Source organism: Pedobacter kyungheensis (genome assembly GCF_000812965.1).
Taxonomy (GTDB): Bacteria; Bacteroidota; Bacteroidia; order Sphingobacteriales; family Sphingobacteriaceae; genus Pedobacter; species Pedobacter kyungheensis.
The window spans coordinates 1-1817 of record NZ_JSYN01000062.1; the positions used below are offsets into that span (position 1 = coordinate 1).

General features: G+C 44.6%; 1 protein-coding gene. It reads right to left on the bottom strand.

Features of this window, described 5'->3' with window-relative positions; translation table 11 throughout:
• Nucleotides 1-505: 505 nt before the first annotated feature.
• A complete protein-coding gene (locus tag OC25_RS26575; RefSeq protein WP_039483612.1) occupies nucleotides 506-1372 on the bottom strand; it encodes a class I SAM-dependent methyltransferase in 867 nt (288 codons plus the stop codon).
• Between the last annotated feature and the right edge of the window lie 445 nt (nucleotides 1373-1817).

The window sequence follows — 1817 nt, forward strand, 5'->3', positions numbered from 1 at the left end:
TAAGATTAGCTTCGCTGAGCACTTCGTGGTTCCGCCTGCGCGGGAATGACGGATCATAGCAAGGAATAACTAAAGTCCTTCGACTCCGCTCAGGATGACAATCAAAAGAGGATTCTCTACATCAAGCCATCTGCACCCTGCCTCCGGCATAGGAGATTTTCGCAGGAAAAAACACGAAAAGCTTTGCACTGCCTTTCCCACCCTACTGCCCAAGGCAGGAGCAAGCGCGCGTAGTGGCCTTAACGTGGGCAAGCGCCTAGGAACTGCCGCCATTCAGGTTTTCGTAGGTTTTTACAAGAATTGCGCAGCAATCTTTTATACCGATAAAAACAACATTAACGCATAAAAAACGGATCCCAGCCTTGATTTTTGGTTACCTTTTTATCAAGAAAAAGGTAAGAGCGGTTCAGCAGCCAGCCGAGGCAAGACAGAGCGAAAGGAAAAAAACAGCAAACGCTTTAAGATTAGCTTCGCTGAGCACTTCAATAAAAATAAAGCAAATCACCTAAACCTTCTCTCCTACAGTCACCAGCATTTCACATGGTCCTTCAAAACTGTTTTCAGTTTCAAACTGCCCGAGTGCGCTTTCAATTTCATCCCACACCGCGGCTTTCTCTGTTTCGGATAGGCCACTCATCATCTGATGCAAAGCCCCGAACGATTCTTTTTCGAACTGCAGGCATTCTTTGGCTGATGTGCAAATTAATGGCGCATTAACCAATACCGATGTTACCTTTTTGAAGCCTGCCATAGAAAAAGCATTTTCAATTACCCCTTTTTGGCTTAAACTAAAAGGCCCTGGCTGACCAGGCAATGGAGCAGGTAATTGCGCACGGTTACGAATAATGCTTACAGGTATGGAGAAAAATGTATTCTTTTCGGGTAAAGAATAAACAATGGCTGCCATTTTACCACCGGGTTTAAGCACCCGTAAAATTTCTGTCAAGGCTTTTTGCTGATCGGGAAAATAAATCAATCCCACTCTTGAAATAACCACATCAAAAGTTTCATCTTCTATCATCAGGTTTTCGCCATCCATTACCGCGGTTTTAATATTGCTGATACCAGCCTTCACAGCCATTTGTTTAGCATATTTGAGAATATTGGCAGAAATATCGGTAGCTAAAACCTCGCCGGTTGGCCCCACTATCCGGGCTGCAGTTATAGATTGTTCACCGGCACCAGCCGCAATATCAAGCACCCTTTGTCCGCTGGTTAATCCTGCCATTTCGAGCATTTTATTGGTAGTTTCACCCAGCCAACTGTGTAACAAAGGGCTCCAGCGGTACCAGGCCTCTGCGGCTTCCTGCCATTGCTGATGGGTAGTTTGCTTGTATTTTACGGGATCAAAATGTGGAAGAGTTGAATCCATAACCATAAATATTGGTGCTATTTAAATTTACTCATTTGGATTGGTTTTAATTGTAAAGGGAGTTTACAAATTCATCGCTTTCTCTGCCTCTGTCACCGCAGGGTGTTTCAGGGTCTCTTAGATACAGTATAGAGAGGTGCTGAAACAAATCCGATAGCTATCGGATCAGCATGACAAGTGGGGTTTTATGCAATATGCCATCTGCACCCTGTCCTCCGGCATAGGAGATGATGGCAGGAGAAAACGTTAAAGCTTCTGCACAACCGTTCAAAAAGCATTACCCAAGGCAGCGTGTCTTTCCCGGCTTTTCGTCGGGGCTTGCGCTGCCGCAATAAAAGCTTTGACGATTTTATCTAACATCAGATCCAAGCCTTGATTTTTTGATCCTTTTTCATCAAGGAAAAAGGACTAGCCACGGCGGCAATGAGCCGAAAAAATAAAAGAG

Bases quoted from the DNA above. Each gene is read 5' to 3' on its own strand.
- OC25_RS26575 (WP_039483612.1), bottom strand. From the start codon at position 1,372: ATGGATTCAACTCTTCCACATTTTGATCCCGTAAAATACAAGCAAACT.